The sequence below is a fragment of the Acinetobacter sp. 70_2 genome, from assembly GCF_056736115.1.
The window spans coordinates 11,360-28,772 of record NZ_JBWZIP010000005.1; the positions used below are offsets into that span (position 1 = coordinate 11,360).

Annotated in this window: 16 protein-coding genes; 6 read left to right on the forward strand and 10 right to left on the reverse strand. The window is 39.4% G+C overall.

Annotated features, from left to right (window positions below; translation table 11 throughout):
* Positions 1-10 precede the first annotated feature (10 nt).
* From gyrB to dnaA, 4 genes are all read right to left on the reverse strand, one after another.
* Entirely contained in the window at positions 11-2,479 is a 2,469-nt protein-coding gene (gyrB, locus tag AC1PJ9_RS03145; RefSeq protein WP_311087032.1) for a DNA topoisomerase (ATP-hydrolyzing) subunit B, read from the reverse strand.
* Between the two features lie 52 nt (positions 2,480-2,531).
* The gene (recF, locus tag AC1PJ9_RS03150; RefSeq protein ID WP_311087031.1) at positions 2,532-3,614 is read right to left on the reverse strand and encodes a DNA replication/repair protein RecF; all 1,083 of its coding nucleotides are present in this window, start codon (positions 3,612-3,614) and stop codon (positions 2,532-2,534) included.
* A gap of 14 nt (positions 3,615-3,628) precedes the next feature.
* Positions 3,629-4,777: a DNA polymerase III subunit beta gene (dnaN, locus tag AC1PJ9_RS03155; protein ID WP_263612616.1), complete on the reverse strand. Its 1,149-nt coding sequence runs from the start codon at positions 4,775-4,777 to the stop codon at positions 3,629-3,631.
* Between the two features lie 97 nt (positions 4,778-4,874).
* On the reverse strand, positions 4,875-6,272 hold the full coding sequence (dnaA, locus tag AC1PJ9_RS03160) for a chromosomal replication initiator protein DnaA (RefSeq protein WP_311087030.1): 1,398 nt from the start codon (positions 6,270-6,272) through the stop codon (positions 4,875-4,877).
* 670 nt (positions 6,273-6,942) lie between these two features.
* Between dnaA and rpmH the strand changes: the two genes are divergently transcribed.
* The 5 genes from rpmH to mnmE all read left to right on the forward strand — a co-directional run bounded on the left by rpmH (position 6,943) and on the right by mnmE (position 11,044).
* On the forward strand, positions 6,943-7,077 hold the full coding sequence (gene rpmH, locus AC1PJ9_RS03165; protein ID WP_000831329.1) for a 50S ribosomal protein L34: 135 nt from the start codon (positions 6,943-6,945) through the stop codon (positions 7,075-7,077).
* Positions 7,078-7,107: 30 nt separating this feature from the next.
* Entirely contained in the window at positions 7,108-7,500 is a 393-nt protein-coding gene (gene rnpA / locus AC1PJ9_RS03170) for a ribonuclease P protein component (protein ID WP_311070331.1), read from the forward strand.
* A gap of 10 nt (positions 7,501-7,510) precedes the next feature.
* Positions 7,511-7,831 (forward strand): membrane protein insertion efficiency factor YidD, encoded by a 321-nt coding sequence (gene yidD, locus AC1PJ9_RS03175; RefSeq protein ID WP_311087029.1) that lies wholly within the window; start codon positions 7,511-7,513, stop codon positions 7,829-7,831.
* 5 nt (positions 7,832-7,836) lie between these two features.
* On the forward strand, positions 7,837-9,597 hold the full coding sequence (gene yidC / locus AC1PJ9_RS03180; protein WP_311087028.1) for a membrane protein insertase YidC: 1,761 nt from the start codon (positions 7,837-7,839) through the stop codon (positions 9,595-9,597).
* Positions 9,598-9,688: 91 nt separating this feature from the next.
* Positions 9,689-11,044: a tRNA uridine-5-carboxymethylaminomethyl(34) synthesis GTPase MnmE gene (mnmE, locus tag AC1PJ9_RS03185; RefSeq protein ID WP_311087027.1), complete on the forward strand. Its 1,356-nt coding sequence runs from the start codon at positions 9,689-9,691 to the stop codon at positions 11,042-11,044.
* A gap of 45 nt (positions 11,045-11,089) precedes the next feature.
* Here mnmE and AC1PJ9_RS03190 read toward each other — a convergent pair whose 3' ends face one another.
* On the reverse strand, positions 11,090-11,353 hold the full coding sequence (locus AC1PJ9_RS03190; protein ID WP_100291111.1) for a metal/formaldehyde-sensitive transcriptional repressor: 264 nt from the start codon (positions 11,351-11,353) through the stop codon (positions 11,090-11,092).
* Between the two features lie 242 nt (positions 11,354-11,595).
* Between AC1PJ9_RS03190 and AC1PJ9_RS03195 the strand changes: the two genes are divergently transcribed.
* Positions 11,596-12,294, forward strand: a complete 699-nt coding sequence (locus tag AC1PJ9_RS03195) for a DsbC family protein (protein ID WP_311070327.1) — start codon at positions 11,596-11,598, stop codon at positions 12,292-12,294.
* Positions 12,295-12,341: 47 nt separating this feature from the next.
* Here AC1PJ9_RS03195 and AC1PJ9_RS03200 read toward each other — a convergent pair whose 3' ends face one another.
* The 5 genes from AC1PJ9_RS03200 to AC1PJ9_RS03220 all read right to left on the reverse strand — a co-directional run bounded on the left by AC1PJ9_RS03200 (position 12,342) and on the right by AC1PJ9_RS03220 (position 17,397).
* Positions 12,342-12,593 (reverse strand): GlsB/YeaQ/YmgE family stress response membrane protein, encoded by a 252-nt coding sequence (locus AC1PJ9_RS03200; RefSeq protein WP_000269732.1) that lies wholly within the window; start codon positions 12,591-12,593, stop codon positions 12,342-12,344.
* Positions 12,594-12,765: 172 nt separating this feature from the next.
* Positions 12,766-13,293 carry a hypoxanthine phosphoribosyltransferase gene (gene hpt / locus AC1PJ9_RS03205; RefSeq protein WP_002051884.1) on the reverse strand — a complete coding sequence of 176 codons (528 nt, stop codon included), beginning with the start codon at positions 13,291-13,293 and terminating at the stop codon, positions 12,766-12,768.
* Between the two features lie 214 nt (positions 13,294-13,507).
* Positions 13,508-14,833, reverse strand: coding sequence for a guanine deaminase (gene guaD, locus AC1PJ9_RS03210; RefSeq protein ID WP_311070326.1), 1,326 nt, complete (start codon positions 14,831-14,833; stop codon positions 13,508-13,510).
* A gap of 56 nt (positions 14,834-14,889) precedes the next feature.
* A complete protein-coding gene (locus AC1PJ9_RS03215) occupies positions 14,890-15,945 on the reverse strand; it encodes a Rieske 2Fe-2S domain-containing protein (RefSeq protein WP_311087026.1) in 1,056 nt (351 codons plus the stop codon).
* A 291-nt stretch (positions 15,946-16,236) separates the two neighbouring features.
* Complete coding sequence (locus AC1PJ9_RS03220; RefSeq protein ID WP_311070324.1) at positions 16,237-17,397, reverse strand: glutathionylspermidine synthase family protein; 1,161 nt, start codon at positions 17,395-17,397, stop codon at positions 16,237-16,239.
* Between the last annotated feature and the right edge of the window lie 16 nt (positions 17,398-17,413).

Consider the following 17,413-nt stretch of genomic DNA (forward strand, 5'->3'; position numbering starts at 1 on the left):
TAGCTATCAATTAAGCATCAATATCTGCATTTAATGCATTTTCTTCAATGAAGGCACGACGTGGTTCAACGTCATCACCCATTAAGCATGAGAACATACGATCTGCTTCGATTGCATCATCAATAGTCACCTGTAACATATTACGGTTTTCAGGGTCCATTGTGGTTTCCCAAAGCTGTTCAGCATTCATCTCACCCAGACCTTTATAGCGCTGGATCATCATTCCACGGCGCGAATCTTGCAGAATGTGCTGCCATACCTGATGGAAATTAGCCACTTGAATACGGCGATCACCCTTCTGTAAATATGCACCATCTTCAATTAAATTGAACCAACTCTTAGAGTTCTTCAATAAACGCGCATATTCTGCTGAGTTTAATAAGCCAGCATCAAGCAAGTAAGCATGTGGCAAGTTATGGACATATACCGTCACACGTGGCCAATAATGCGCTGTTTTCTCGCCTTGAGCATTTTCACGTTCGAAGGTTTCAAGCGTAATTTCAGGACGCAAACTTGGCTGTAGTCTTTGTACAGCTTCGCGTACTTGATCTGCCCATTGCTGTACATAAACCTGATCGTGGTTCTGATCAGCTTTAAACGCCTCTACTTCAAGTAATGCATCAAGTAAGCTTGCTGGATAACGCAACGTTAAACGTTGTAAGCTCTTTTGTGAAACTTGATAGTCTTGAATCACTTTTGCTAATGCTTCGCCTGTAATCGCAGGTGCTTCTGCACTAATATGCAAAGCAAGCTCATCAATTGCATTTGAAATTAAATAAGTTTCCAAGGCATCATTATCTTTAATATATTGCTCTTGCTTACCTTTTTTCAGTTTATATAAAGGTGGCTGTGCAATATAGATATGACCACGCTCCACCAACTCCGGCATTTGACGGAAGAAGAACGTTAATAACAATGTACGGATGTGCGAACCATCGACGTCGGCATCGGTCATAATAATAATTTTATGATAACGAAGCTTGTCAGGGTTATATTCTTCACGGCCAATACCACAGCCAAGTGCTGTAATTAATGTACCGACCTCCTGACTCGAAATCATTTTGTCAAAGCGGGCACGTTCAACGTTCAAGATTTTACCTTTCAAAGGTAAAATAGCCTGCATTTTACGGTTACGACCTTGCTTGGCACTACCACCCGCTGAGTCACCCTCGACAAGATATAATTCAGAAAGTGCTGGGTCTTTTTCCTGACAATCAGCCAATTTACCTGGCAAACCTGCGATATCTAATGCGCTCTTACGACGTGTCATTTCACGTGCTTTACGCGCCGCATCACGTGCACGAGCAGCATCAATAATCTTACCAGCGATTGATTTTGCAGCTTGTGGGTTTTCAAGTAAGTAAGCAGAGAACTCTTTGTTCATTGCTTGCTCTACTGCTGGTTTTACCTCACTCGATACCAATTTTTCTTTAGTTTGAGAAGAGAATTTTGGATCAGGAACTTTAACCGAAATAATAGCAGTCAAACCTTCACGCGCATCATCACCAGTCACATTCACTTTTTCTTTCTTGAGAATGTTTTCATTTTCAAGATACTGGTTTAAGCCACGCGTTAATGCTGCACGGAAACCTGCTAAGTGCGTACCACCATCTTTTTGTGGAATGTTATTTGTGAAACAACGAACATTTTCTTGATAGCTATCATTCCATTGCAATGCAACTTCTACAGCAATACCGTTATCTGCATCAGCCGTAAAATGGAAGATTTCATTTAAGTGGTTTTTACCTTCGTTAATGTATCTAACAAACTCAGATAAACCGCCTTCATAGTCATAAACATGCTCAAGATTAATGCGCTCATCACGTAAAACGATACGTACACCAGCGTTTAAGAAAGAAAGTTCACGTAAGCGGCGTGCTAAAATTTCAACGTTGAAAATGGTTTGACTAAAAGTTTCTGCACTTGGCCAGAAGCGTACAATCGTACCCGTGTTATCCGTTTCACCAATCACACGTAATGGATATTGCGGATCACCATGTTGATATTCTTGTTCATGTACTTGGCCAGCACGATTAATAATTAAATGTAATTTACTAGAAAGTGCGTTTACAACTGAAACACCTACACCGTGCAAACCACCTGAAACTTTATAGCTGTTGTCATCAAACTTACCGCCTGCATGCAGAATAGTAAGAATAACTTCTGCTGCAGAAACACCTTCTTCAGGGTGAATATCAGTTGGAATACCACGGCCATTATCTGAAACACTCACAGACTCATCTTCGTGAATCGTGACAATGATTTCATCACAGTGTCCTGCTAAGGCTTCATCGATTGCGTTATCGACAACCTCGAATACCATATGGTGTAAACCGGTACCGTCGTCTGTATCCCCAATATACATGCCCGGACGTTTACGAACTGCATCTAATCCACGTAATACTTTAATACTAGAGGAATCATAAGCCTTTTCATTGGTTTGTTCTGTTTGAGAGGCTGATTGAGACTCTGAACTCATGGTTTCTCCCTAGCAAATATAGGTTTATTCAAAGATGGGTAACATCAAAAAATTATGGTGAAGCAAGACTAACTTGACCGGATTCAACACTGAATAATTGATATGAAATAGACAGATCATGTAAATGTTTTTTTACCGATGCATGATCTAAAGTTGTCATAAAAACCTGGCTACCAAGTTGGCTTAATCGTTCAATTAAACGTTGTTGTGCGGTTAAGTCTAATTCTGCTGTCAGATCATCTAATAATACCACAGTTTCCTTATTACTCGCATGCAACATTGCAATTTGTGACAGTTTTAAGGCAATAATCAAGAGTTTTTTCTGACCTCTTGATAAAACATCATCTGCGTGTCCAAAAGGCGTTTTTAAGCGCAAGTCAGCCCGATGTGGACCATACTCTGTATAACGTCTTTCAATGTCTTTTTGGTGCTGATTCAGCAAGTCTTGCATGAGCCCCTGCTCTGTATGAAAACCGGGGCTGTATTCCAGCTCAATCTCTAAATCAGGTAATAACTGACTTAAGTCATTTTGAAAATAAACGTTCCATTGCTCTACGATACTTAAACGCTGTGAGTGCAAAATTTCGCCATAATCACTCAACATTTTGTTCCACGGCTCTAAGTCAGCCAAGGAAAGATTGCGTCTTGTTTTGAGTAAGGTATTCCGCTGTTTTAAAGCTCGAGAGTAATATTGCCAAGCAAAATAAAACTCAGGTTCCACGTGGAACATTAGCCAATCTAAAAGCTGACGTCTTGGCTTAGCACCATGGTCAATAATATCTGTACTTTGTGGGTCAATATGCTGTAAAGGGAGCAATTTGGCGAGTTGACCTTGGGTCGCAACTGTATCGCCGTTGACTTTCATCAATTGCTCACCAGAAGCGAGTTTCTGCATACCGATTTTTTCAGTTGTTGACTGAGCAAATACAATCGCGTCGTCAGCTGCATACTGAATATAATTTTTGGGAATATGTGTACGGAATGAACGACCAGTTGCAAGCAAATGAATCGCTTCTAAAATTGATGTTTTACCCGAACCGTTAGCGCCATAAAAAACATTAAACGGTTGCAAACCATGGAGTGCAACCGTTTTTAAATTACGCACGCGTTCTATATTTAAGCGCGTAAGATGCATAGAATTAAACCAGATTAAACACGCATCGGCATAACAACATAAGTCTGGTCAGGATGAGCTGGATCTTGTACCAATACTGACTGGTTTGCTTCAGTCATGCTCATATTTACGTCATCACCATCTAATACACCCAATACATCAAGCAAATATTGAGCATTAAATGACATTTCTAATGGGGTATTTTGATATTGGATTGCTAAATCCTCAATCGCTTCATCTTGTTCAGGGTTATTTGCACGAAGCTGCAAAGAATCCTGATTAAAGTTTAAGAAAACACCACGTAATTTTTCATTACTTAAAATTGCGACACGTTGTAATGATTGTTTAAATACATCATGACCAATCAAAACATGTTTATCACCACCACGTGGAATTACACGGCGGTAATCAGGGAATTTTCCATCAATCAATTTTGTCGTAAAACGAACAGTAATATCACCTTGTTCTTTATCACGGCTTGGCGTATTGATCGTTACATTTAATAATTCACGGCCAATAAGCAAAGTAAGTTGCTCATCTTCAATACTAAGTAAGCGTTGTAATTCACCCACAGCTTTACGCGGCACAATTGCTTGTACTAATTGAGATGAACTAGAAGAAGCCAAAATTTCACAAAGAGCAAGACGGTGACCATCTGTTGTGACTGCACGCAATTGATTTTCATCAATTTCTAACAACGTACCAGTTAAATAAAAACGTACATCTTGTACGGCCATCGCAAAAGCAGTTTTTTCAAATAAACGCTTTAATTCACGTTGGGTCACCTGTACTTGCGTACCTTGGCTATTCTCAGTATTTAACAACGGATAATCTTCTGCTGGTAAAGTACCTAGCACAAAACGGCTATTACCAGACTTTAAAATACATCTTTGATCTTCTGTAATTTGTAAGTCAATCAATGCGGCGGTAGGCAAAGATTTACAAATGTCCATCAATTTACGAGCAGGAACAGTCGTTTCACCTGCTTCGAGGCACGCCCCTTCTGATAAAGCAGTGCTCGCCACCAGTTCAACTTCTAAATCCGAACCAGTAATGGTGAGTGCTTGACCATTAGCCTGAATTTTGACGTTTGAAAGAATATTCAAGGTATGACGACGTTCTACCGCACCGACAACATGTGATAAAACATTGAGTAAACTTTCTTTAGCGATTTTCAAACGCACGATTCATTCCTCTAGCAACTTGGAGCAAACATTTCATTTTTTAGCTGTGTACTATGCTGCACTTATGGAGACTTTGCAACAACGTCTTATGATTTCATTAACTCTGAAGAAGACGTAGTAAATTCTTATAATCTTCGTCAAAGATAGGATCTTCTTCCCTTAAACTGACTACTTTTTCACAAGCATGCATCACGGTACTATGGTCTCGGCCACCAAAAGCCATTCCAATTTCCGGAAAACTATCACCAGTCAACTCACGAGCAAGCCCCATCGCCAATTGGCGTGGTCGCGCATAGATTCGTGTTCGTTTTGGACCTACGAGTTCTTTGAGCGGGATGCGGAAATATTCACTCACCACACGTTGGATATTTTCCACACTAATTGTACGCGCACGGATCGCCAATACATCTTTTAAAGACTCTCGCACCACATCAAGATCGATTGGCGCACCTTTAAAACGTGAAATTGCGACAACTTTATTCAATGCGCCTTCAAGTTCACGTACGTTCGCTACCACTTGTTGTGCAATAAATAATGCGCAGTTTCTTGGCAAATCAACACCACTATTTTCAGCTTTTTTAAGCAGAATTTCGATTCGTGTTTCAATATCTGGTGGTTCAACACCTACTGATAGTCCCCAAGAAAAACGAGAAACCAATCGAGGATCAAGTTCTGTTAATTCTTTAGGATAGCGATCAGAAGTTAAAATAATTTGTTTAGATTCATCGAGTAAGGCGTTAAATGTATAAAAGAATTCAACTAGACTAGCTTCTTTACCAGCCAAAAGGTGAATATCATCAACTAATAACAAATCTAAAGAACGACAATTTTTCTTAAACTCTTCAACCTTTCCTTTTTGTAAGGAACTCACAAAATCTTGTACAAAACTTTCTGAAGTCATATACATGACTCTCGCATTCGGCTTAGCTTGAAGTAAAGCATTACCAACCGCTTGCATTAAGTGAGTTTTACCAAGACCCGTTGGGCCATATAAAAACAAAGGGTTATGCTGAGAAGCACCTAATTGTGTTAATACTTTTCTACAAGTTTCCGCTGCCATTTGGTTAGAACGGCCTTCAACAAATAGTGAAAAAGTAAATTGGGGGTTTAATAGTTTCTTTTTTGATGTTTTCGGGCTAACTGCAGTGTTGGTAACAGGTTCAGGTTCTCTTTTAACCTTAGTTGGTTGCGATACAGGCGTACTTTGTAAGGCAGCTGTAGTTGTTGCCGGTTGTTCATTAGAAGACAAAATACTACCAGGACGAGAATCGACTAAGATTTCTACCTGACGTACACGTCCTTCTGACAACTGTTCTGCCAATATAGAAATTAACTCTAAATGATTCTCTTGAATATAACGTGTCCAATAAGGGTTAGGAGCATATAGACGTAGTATGCCCTCCACTTCTTCAGCTACTAAAGGGCGAATCCACATCGCAAAGACGTTATCAGAGAGCTCTTGTCGCAAGCGAGTTAAGCAGTCTGTCCAAAGCATGTGTATCCCCTATGTCTGCGTTTTAAATTCAAATCATTTAAAGATTAACCCTTCCTGATAAGAAGGGGTCGCCATTCTACCCAAGTTATCCACATCTGTCATGACGAATTCGGTTGATTTTGCCTAAAAAGAAATCTCTTGTGAATAAATTTAAATTCAAAACCAATTGTGAATAACTTTTTGCACATCCTGTGGATAAATTATCACATAAACTTATCCACAATCCATAAAGATAATAAAAACAGAGTTATCAACAGTTCAAATATATGTTTTTTAAATTTAAAACCGTGAAATCCACAGAAAAAGTCCACACTAATAAGAATAAATTTAAATTTTAAAATTTGAATTTATTTAATAGGGCTACTTCAAATTGTGGATAACTAAAAAATATGAATTTAAATTCAAATATACCGGAACAAAACTAATTTCACATCTAGGTTTGTTGATAAGTATGTAAATAAGAAGTGTATATCTTAAAAGTCATAATAAAAATAAACAATTACTTTGTGTATAACTTTTAAATGGTAAAAATTGACTTAATATAAAGAGAGGATGAATAAGTAAAAATTTGACTTAAATACAAAACTTTCTCTGTTTATCATTGACAGAGTAAACATTGCACAATAAAATCGCGGACCTTTATAGAAAGATCATTTTTGGGAGTTTCGATATGAAACGTACTTTCCAACCATCTGAATTAAAGCGTAAACGCGTTCATGGTTTCCGTGCTCGTATGGCAACTAAAGCTGGTCGTCAAGTATTAGCTCGTCGTCGTGCAAAAGGTCGTCATAGCTTAACTGTTTAATTACTGTTACGCTGACCAGACTTGGGTGTGATGGCACTTTACAGTTTTAGCACAGATCGTCGTGTGCGCTGTGCTGCAGATTATAAAAGTGTATTTGATGGTGCGCTTTTTAAAGTGCATCAACCCCATTTTTTATTTCTTGCAAAATTAACCGAACAGCCTAATAGCCGTTTGGGTATTGTCGTTGCTAAGAAAAAAGTGCGCCGTGCGCATGAAAGAAATCGAATAAAGCGTCTTGCTCGTGAGAGCTTTCGTCTAAATCAGCCGAAATTTGGGTTAGACATAGATGTTGTTGTAATGCCTAAAGTTGGTATTGAAACGATTACGAACGCTGAGCTATATCAACAATTAGATTTTGCTTGGCAAAAATTACAACGCTTGGCAAAAAAACATTCTAAAGTTGTCCCAACCTCGCAAAATTAAGAGATGACCAATGGTTCGTATTTTGCGTTGGTTCATTCGACTGTATCAAATTGCGATTAGTCCGCTTCTTGGACCCCGTTGTCGTTATATCCCAACTTGTTCCCAATATGCGATAGAAGCATTACAAACTCATGGTGCAATGAAAGGCGTTTGGCTATCTTCTAAACGTATTTGTCGATGTCATCCATGGGGAGGCTCCGGATATGATCCGGTACCGCCAAAAGCAATTCGTTTTATTTCGTTTCATCAAATAGATTCTCAAACGCATCATGTTGCTGTACCCTTTCGTGATCGTTTAATGAAGCAAAATCTCTCTAACCATTTGGGGTAATAGATATGCAACAATGGGCCAGGTTTGCAATTCTCGGGGCCATGTTTGTCACCGCATATTTGCTCATTTTGGCTTGGCAAAAAGATTATGGAAATGCTGCAACTGCACCGCAACAACAAGCGGCGGCTGTAAGTTCACATGAAATATCTGCTGATTTGCCAAATGCTAAAACTGCAACAGTGGCTTCCGATGTGCCACAAGCAAATATTACGCAGTCACAAACCACAGATGCGACAGCACCTGTGAATCAACAGCTTATTTCAGTACAAACTGACCTTTATCATCTTTGGATCAATCCAAAAGGTGGTGATATTGTTCGTATTGAATTACTCTCTCACGACAAAAGTAAAGACAGTAATCAACCATTTGTTATGCTTGAAAATGATGCCAAGCGTACATATGTTGCTCAGTCTGGCTTAATTGGTTTGAATGGACCAGATAGTAGTCGTGGTGGTCGTCCGTTATATGCGGTTGAAAAAACATCATATACTTTGGCTGATGCTAAGGGTGTACAGGATCAAAAGGGTCAGTCTGAAAAAGTTTTAAACGTGCCGATGGTATTTAAGACACCAGAAGGCGTTGAAATTATTAAAACTTTCACCTTTACCCAAGGTCAATACCCGATTGTTGTAAGTCATCAAGTCATTAACCGTAGCCAACAAAATTGGCAAGGTCAGATGTTTGGACAGTTAAAGCGTGATAACTCTGAGGATCCTGGTAAGTCTTCTCAAGGTATTTTCACTCTAGGAACTTTCTTAGGTGGTGCTTGGGGAACGCCTGATTCACATTATAACAAGCTTAAGTTTGCTAACTTCTCAGAAGAAAAAGTAAATGCTGATGCTAAAGGTGGATGGGTTGCAATGGTTCAGCACTACTTTGTAAGTGCTTGGATTCCTGGAAACCTTAAACTGACTCAAGCAAATGGTCAGCCTTATGTTGCTAAGCTTGAATCTCGTCAGTCTGCGGATCATATGAATATTATTGGCTTTACTTCGCCAGTAATTAATGTTCCAGCTGGCACTTCAATGGAAGTAGATGCGAAGCTTTATTCAGGTCCAAAAGTACAATCTGAATTAAAAGATTTGGCTGTAGGTTTGAACCAGACTGTTGACTATGGTTGGTTATGGCCAATTGCTAAGTTATTGTTCTTAGGTCTTCAATTCTTCCATAGCATTGTAGGCAACTGGGGATGGTCAATCATCTTGCTTACCATTATGGTGAAGATGATTTTATGGCCTTTATCTTCAAAAAGTTATCGTTCTATGGCGAAAATGCGTGTGATTGCACCAGAAATGCAACGCATGAAAGAAGAGTTCGGTGAAGACCGTATGCGCTTCTCGCAAGAAATGATGGCGCTTTATAAACGTGAACAAGTTAATCCACTATCAGGTTGTTTGCCGCTATTGCTACAAATGCCGATTTTCCTTGCCTTGTACTGGGTACTCATGGAAAGTGTGGAATTACGTCACGCACCATGGTTAGGCTGGATTCAAGACTTGTCTGCAATGGATCCATGGTTTATCTTGCCGTTAATTATGGGTGCGACAATGTTTGCTCAGCAAATGTTGAACCCGCAACCGGCTGATCCAATGCAAGCGAAAGTATTCCGCATTATGCCGATTATGTTCACGGTATTTATGTTGTTCTTCCCTGCAGGTCTCGTGTTGTACTGGATTGTGAACAACAGTATTACCATTTTACAGCAATGGTTTATTAACAAAAGTGTTGAAAAAAGTCGTCTAAACAAGACTGAATCAGCGTCTTAATCGTTGAACTTTTGCTGAATCAATCCGCTTAAGATGGTAATCTTAGGCGGATTTTTCTTTGGCTGTATTTTAGGTTTTTTAGGTGAATAATATGCAAAGTCAAACCACAATTGCTGCAATTGCAACGCCGCCAGGGCGTGGTGGAGTGGGCGTGATTCGCTTATCTGGACCTAAGGCCTATGAAATTGCTCAAAAGCTGACGCAAAAAAACTTGCCTGAAGCGCGTCTGGCGGTTTTTCGTAAGTTTTATGATGCTGATGGAAGCATCATGGATGAAGGGATTGTCTTGTGCTTTCCAAATCCGCATTCGTTTACTGGTGAAGATGTTGTCGAGCTACAGGGACATGGCGGTCCAGTCATTCAAAATGCTCTTCTTGGCCGTTTATTTGAGCTAGGTGCAATTGCTGCAAAAGCTGGTGAGTTCTCCATGCGAGCTTTTGAAAATGGCAAAATGGACTTGGTACAAGCAGAAGCGATTGCTGACTTGATTGATGCAACCTCTCAAGCTGCGGCACGCTCTGCTGTTCGCTCTTTACAGGGCGCATTTTCAACAAAAATTAATACGGTTTTAGAAAAACTGATCCATTTACGATTACATGTCGAAGCTGCGATTGATTTTCCTGAAGAAGAAATCGATTTCTTAGCAGATGGTAAGATTTTAGCTTTACTGGAAGATGTCCAGCAGTCGGTACATGCGGTTCAAACTTCTGCACGACAAGGGCAACTCTTACGTGAAGGTTTGCAAGTTGTTATTGCGGGTAAACCGAATGCGGGTAAATCGAGCTTATTAAATGCGCTTGCTGGTGTAGAACGCGCTATTGTGACGGACATTGCTGGCACAACTCGCGATGTTTTGCATGAAAAAATTAGCTTAAATGGTCTGCCAATTACCTTAACAGACACCGCTGGTCTTCGTGAAACAGGTGACATCGTTGAAAAAGAAGGGATTCGTAGAGCAATTAAAGAAATTGAACAAGCTGATTTATTGTTGTTAGTTTATGATTTAAATCAAGGCGACGACCCCTTAAAACTCGCTCAAGAATATTTCGCTGAACATATTGAACCACGTCGTTTAATGTTAATTGGTAATAAATGCGACTTAACTGGACAGGTAGCTGAAATTACTGATTTTCAAGGTTTCCGTCATATTACCGTTTCGGCAAAACAAGAGATGGGCGTACAAGGCCTCGTAGATGCGATTACAGCTCATGCAGGCTTTCACCCTGAGGAAGATACGTTTATTGCAAGAACACGCCATTTAGACGCAATGAAGCGCACACAGCTCTATCTTTCAGAAGCACGTGAGCAACTTGTTGTATTTAACGCTGGTGAGCTTGTTGCCGAATCATTACGTCTTGCTCAAAATGCTTTAGGTGAGATTACAGGTGACTTTAGTGCTGATGACCTACTCGGCAAAATCTTTGGTTCGTTCTGTATTGGAAAATAATAAAAAACTGGATGATATAGAGTGTTATGTCATCCAGTACTTTTCTCAGCCGTATCTCTTTAAAACTTTTAAAAATTCATCTAACTCATTTTGATCGACTTCTGCACCTTGAAGTACATGGTGGTGTAAGTGTTGTTCCATCAATTCACTCATTAAACCGTTTATTGCACCTTTTATGGCCGCAACTTGCTGCAAAATATCAATGCATGATGATTCTGGTTGTTCTATCGCATTTTCAATGCTGTTGATTTGCCCTTTTAGTCGTTTTACACGATTAAGAATTTTTTTATCCTGACCAATGTGACTCATCTGTTTTCTCTTAATAATTCAATATACTGGTAGGGAGTATATTGGGTTTGAATTTTATACACGATCATAGTGTATCACGTCATGATCAAAATCAGGTTGAAGGACTTTCTAAAAGCGACTTATGTTCCACGTGAAACATAAGCATAACGATGTGGGAATTTGGTTATAACTCGGTAATCAGTTCTGTTTTCATGAGCTGAACTGATTAAAATGATCTCCTCTCCTACCAATGAGTCGGTTTTATGCTTAAAAAAATAGGAATATTGGCATTATTTAGCTTAACTACAAGTTTGAGCTTCGCTAATGTAGATACTGTTCGGGAAAATATTAAAAAACAATATCCTAATTTGAAAATTAGCAATATTCAGAAAACCGAAATGCCAGGACTATATAGCGCCAATCTCGATCAACAAATTATTTATCTGGGTGAAGATGGTCAGCATATGTTGGTAGGTTCTATGATTCGCTTAAAGGACCAGAAGAATTTAACCAAAGATTTGGTTTTAGGACAAAACTCAATTGATTGGAAACAATTGCCTTTAAAAGATGCCATTAAAACAGTCAAAGGTAACGGTCAGCATGTTTTAGCGGTATTTTCTGACCCAAATTGTCCTTACTGTAAAAAGCTTGAACCTGAACTTGATAAACTTAAAGATGTAACAATTTACACGTTTATTTACCCTTTAAAACCTCAGTCTATTGTCGTTTCGAGACAAGTTTGGTGTGCACCGAGCCAGTCATACTCTTGGAAGAAACTGATTGAACAAGGTGTAAAACCAACAGTTGCGAGCTGCGCAAACCCAATTGATCGTAACTTAGAGTTGGGTAAAAAATTAGGTTTTAATGCTACTCCTACCCTAATTTTTGCAAACGGTTTTAAACTAGTAGGTGCAAGGTCTGCTGAAGAAATTCAGGAAGTTTGGAAAGAGTTAGGCCTATAAATTATAAAAAAGCACCACAAGGTGCTTTTTTATGAACGAATTAAAGTTTAGCTTTTTCGGGCAATCAAGTTGTAAATGAATAGAATAATGACTGCACCAATCACGGAAGCGATAAAGCCTGCAGCTGAGTTTTCGCCGTAAAGCCCAAGCAAACGACCACCATAAGTGGCTAGAAGTGAACCTGCAATACCAATCAAAGTCGTAACGATGAAACCTGCTTTATCATCACCTGGATGCAAAGCACGAGCAATTAAGCCAGCGAAGAAACCAACCACAATAGCAACAATAAGTGACCACATATTTGTTCTCCAGTTGTTTTTTTGATGAAGTTAATGATTTTGCTTCATATTCTATCGTGCGACAGAGCTGTCTGTTTTGTCTGTAGCAGATTGCGACTTTTTGTGTCTTTTTTGTTCAAAGCTAAAACGTTATATAAAAAAATAGCACCTTATGGTGCTATTTTTATGAAATTTATAGGCCAATTTCACCAATAAAAGGCAGATGACGATATTTTTGATCGTAATCTAAGCCATAGCCCACAATGAATCTGTCTTCTACTTCAAAACCTAAAAATTTAACTTCAAGATCAATTTCACGGCGAGACGGTTTACTCACTAATGTGCATAGCTGAATTGAATTTGGTTCGCGAGTTTGCAACATTTCCACAACTTTGCTTAAGGTGTTGCCTGAGTCGATAATGTCTTCAACCACAAGCACATCTTTACCGCGAATTTCACCGTCAAGATCTTTTAAGATTTTAACATCTCGACTTGAAGTGGTACCACCGCCGTAGCTAGACACTGTCATGAAGTCGAGTTCGTGTGGTTTGGTAATGGTACGGCATAAGTCTGCCATAAAAATAACAGAACCACGAAGTAGACCAATCAGAACCAATTCTTTGTCACTATTTGCATAGTGAGAATTGATTTGCTCGCCGAGCTCTTTGACTTTTGCTTGAATTTCTTCGGTTGAAATCATGATGCTCATTGCAACAGTCATGGCAGATTCCTACAAGATATAAAAGAAAAAATAAAAAAGGTGTTGACCTGCAACACCTCGAAAAACTGAGTTAATGGTAAAATTTTAAAGCAAAATGACGTTTCATGCACCCTTTGATGGCTATGAAATTTTATCATTTTGCGGAATATATCGATCACGCTTTAATGCAAGAGCACATATTCCAAATAATAACAAAAACTTAACAATACCTTTTTTACTGGACTGTTTCTTTTTGATAAGCACGTTTTCCATAAATATAAGTCGCCTCAATATTACGGTCATCACCTAAGGTGAATAATGCAAACAGTGAATCTTCAACAGATTTAGATTTAGACTGGCGAAGTTCCTGTAATGCAGTTGGCTTAAGATTCAATACAACAAAATCTGCTTCTTTACCGATGTTAAAATTGCCTAACTGGTCTTGCAAATCAAGTGCTTTTGCTCCGCCTAGCGTGGCATGATAAAGAGCTTCATAAGCTGAGAGTTTATCGCCTTGTAATTGCTGAACCTTATAAGCCTCATTAACGGTTTGCAGTAAGCTGAATGATGTACCCGCGCCGATGTCTGTACCTAAGCCTACCTTCACTTGTTTTTCCCATGTTTTTTTCAATGGAAATAAACCACTGCCTAAGAATAGGTTCGATGTTGGACAAAATGCGATAGCTGACTGCGTATCATGCATACATTGCCATTCTTGATCTTCTAAGTGAACACAATGCGCAAACACAGAACGTTTACCAGTAAGACCATAGTGTTGATAAACATCTAAATAGCCAGCTTGTTCCGGAAATAAAGATTTCACCCATGAGATTTCATCTTTGTTTTCACTTAAATGCGTATGGACATAAACATCCGGAAATTCTTGTTTTAACTGCCCTGCTCTTTCTAATTGTTCAGGTGTAGAAGTAGGCGCAAAACGTGGCGTAATTGCATAGAGAGCACGGCCCTTACCATGCCATTTTTCAATGAGTGCTTTAGTGTCGCTGTAAGCTGTTTCTGGCGTGTCACACAGCGCTTCAGGGGCATTGCGGTCCATGAGTACCTTACCGGCAATTAAACGCATCTGAACGCGTTCTGCGGCTTCAAATAAGGCATCAACAGACTCGGGATGAACTGTACAGAAAACGAGGGCTGTAGTTGTACCGTGTTTTAAGAGTTCCTGAACAAAGAACTGGGCAATTTCACTTGCATATGCTTTGTCATGAAACTGGATTTCAGTTGGGAAAGTATAAGTATTAAGCCAACTTAAAAGTTGTTCACCATATGCTCCAACCATTTCTGTTTGCGGGAAATGAATATGGGTATCAATAAAGCCGGGTACAATCAATTGTTCTGGGTAATGTTGAACCTCAACTCCAGTAGGAAGATGCTGTTGAGCTTCTTCCCATGCACCAAACCATTTGATTTTTCCATGTTCACTAATCAATACACCATCTTCTAAATAACGCACTTGATTTGGAATATCAGTTGGCTCAGAGACAGTTTGTTGAATATCTAAAAAACGACCACGTACAACGGTGGTATTTGCGATCAATGACATGGAAAGCCTTTATATTTTCACTTTTTTCGATTGATTGTACCCCAGTTAGCCAAGATTTAAACGGTATAACGTTTACTTAGTCCCCATTCTGCCAAAATCCGTCGATAAGTCGTTGATGAACGGTCTGCTTCAAAATGTGCTTCCATCATTAAATCAAGCGGAAGGTCTTCTGGCTTTTGTGATTCGATCATCTCTTGGTCTTCAGCAAAAATTTGCGCATTAAATGCATATACCTTTTCTAAATCGCCAGTTTGGTCAAAGTTACGCGTGAGTGGGACAAATAAACGGGTCTTATTGCTTGAAACAGGACAACAGGCATTTAAGATTTTTAAGACTCCACCTTCTGGAAAATCGACCGTAAGTACAGCTGAAAAAGGTGGATAGACCTCAAAGGTGCGCTTCCACAAAAAGCCTTCTGGTTCGAGATGTTTTAGTTCGTGTGGATAGTTACTGACATTGCTGATATAGACTGTTTTTAAGCCGTGGGCGGTGCGTTCGGTGTGGTACTTAGGGACAACGGGATTATCGCGACTGGCAAAGGCATTGTGATGCACCCACGCAAAATGAGCGACATCGATAAATCCTTCGAGTTGACGACCACTAGAACCGCCAATATCGACAAAAGGCGGTAAAATTGATTGATGCTCTGCATGGTCCCAAGTATCTAATACAGGAATATTGGCTTGAGTAACATCACGACCATGAATACTGGTCCAAATCAGACCATATCGTTCAACAACAGGAAATTTGGTCAGAGAAAAACGATCAGAAATTTTGGTTAACTCGGGTTGAGCTGGTATTTGGGTACATTTCCCTTCAGTGTTATAGCGTAGACCATGATAGGGACACACAATTTCTTCACCATCGACCCAACCTTTGGTTAATGGAACCCCACGATGTGGGCAAATGTCTCGAACCAGATGAATTTCGCCACTTTCTGTTTTATAAAGGGCCATGTTGACGTCTAGTAGCGTGACGCGTTGAGGTGCTGTAGAGACATCTTGAATACGCGCAACCGGATACCAGTGACTTGATAAAATTTCCCAATCTTTTCCTTCAAAACTGCTGTTACACGGCATGGTAAGTGGCGTTAAAGTTGGAATAGCATTCATGGCATCACTCCTTAAAAAAAATCAGGGCTCTCGCGAGCCCTTAAAATCTAGGCTTTTTTCTTTTTAGGAGATGCAAAGAGCTTGCCAATATTGATTTTTAATAAAGAAAATAAGGAAAAATTTATTAAAATACATAAATTTATATTATTGTGTTTTTGAATTTTTGTTCTAATTTAACTTTAAAAATGAAAGCTCATTATTCGCTGTTTACTTAAAATGCACTAATTGATCGCAAGTAAGACCCAATAAAAAAGCACTTAAAAAGTGCTTTTTTATATATCGATGCGCTTATCACTCGACAAAATAATGTGCTGCAAAGTGAGCATCATTACCAATAATGTCGTAGCAATCTTCACGAATAGACATGCCTGTACATTGATGTCCAACCATCCATAAACCGAGTGTAGGCAGTTGCCCTGAAAATAATGGGGTATCTACCCATTTCTGTACGACATAACCATATTTGTCATAGTCATCAAAATAAAAGCTACCAGAAGCTGCACCTTGGTCATGGCCGTCTTGTAAAACTCGAATATTGGCCCCTTCTCTTGCCAAAATCGGCTTTTTCACCCATTTACCGGACAAAGCTTGTTGCGGGTCATAGGTATGGGTTTCAACCAATAATGGATGGTTTGGATAACGCTTCCAAAGCTCAACCAAAATCGCTTTATTTGAAAGTAACATTTTCCAGCAAGGTTCAATCCACTGTGTTTGTGGATGGATATATTGAGAAAATGCTTCTTCCCAGATCCATTCCCATGGATAGAGTTTAAATATGTTTTGAATGGGCTGATTATGGAGATCAACAAAATCTTGCCCGTTCCAACCTATGTTCTCCATAGAAAGCTCGGAAACTTGTAGATGAGCTTGATAAGCGGTATCCATCAAGTACTCTAAATTGCCCCAGTCTTCCCTTCCCGCTTCCTGACAGGCAGCAAAATGCACATGGCTACCACGCGGTAAAATTGTCTTCCAGCGTTTAATCAGGTCTTCATGAATACTATTGAACTGGTCTCGATTTGCAATGCCTGAGACTTGTTCTATCCACAGCCACTGTGCAACAGAGGCTTCGAGTAAGCCAGTCGGCGTATCGGCGTTATATTCCAGCATTTTGATATTTCGCCCATCGTAAGCGAAATCAAAGCGGCCATACAGCATCGGAGCATTTTGTTTCCACGAATGTTCAATATGGTTTATGGCGACTTCAGGAATTTGAAAATAAGCAGGATAGTCGCCCCGTTGAATGAGGTCTCCTACTACCGATAAACACATCTGATGCAGCTCATTTGCTGCATCTTCAAGTTTTTCAATCTGCTTAAGCGTAAATTCATAAGCAACCCCTTCAGACCAGTAAATTGAGCCATCGAGAGAAGGTAAATTAAAATAATCAAAACCAATATTTTGATGCTCCACTTGCCAGTCTGGTCGTGGAGTAAATATTTTTCTTTTCATATTAAGTGAATGCCTG